Annotated in this window: 1 protein-coding gene; it reads left to right on the forward strand. The window is 77.8% G+C overall.

Annotation, left to right across the window (positions count from 1 at the left end; all coding sequences use genetic code 11):
- Positions 1-33 precede the first annotated feature (33 nt).
- Positions 34-342, forward strand: a 309-nt coding sequence (locus ACFCZN_RS21500; RefSeq protein WP_430558120.1) for a hypothetical protein, incomplete at its 3' end; no start/stop codon positions are given.

A 342-nucleotide genomic window follows, 5' to 3' on the forward strand; every position in this document is an offset into this window, starting at 1 on the left:
CTCCACCCCCACACCCCGGGCGACGCGCCGTCCGTGCCGGGGGCTCCGCCGTCCGGCACGGAGGACGACGCACCCCTGACCGTCCGCACCGACCGCCTGCCCGGCGTCCCGTGGCCGGCATGGTCCGTCGCGCTCGGGTGGGAGCAGCTCGCCGCGCTGCACGACAGGTTCGACGCCGCGGACGGCGGACCACGCCCCCTCACCACCCGGCGCACCGCCGAGCACTGGGAGCGCCGCATCCCGCTCTGGTACTCCGGTGCCGAGGTGTTCACCGCGCGGGCTGCCGACGGGGAGGTCGTGGGCTACCTCGCCCTCGAGCCCGGGCCGGACGCCCTGAGGGTC

It is taken from the genome of Isoptericola sp. NPDC056134 (assembly GCF_042264825.1).
Taxonomy (GTDB): Bacteria; Actinomycetota; Actinomycetes; order Actinomycetales; family Cellulomonadaceae; genus Isoptericola; species Isoptericola nanjingensis.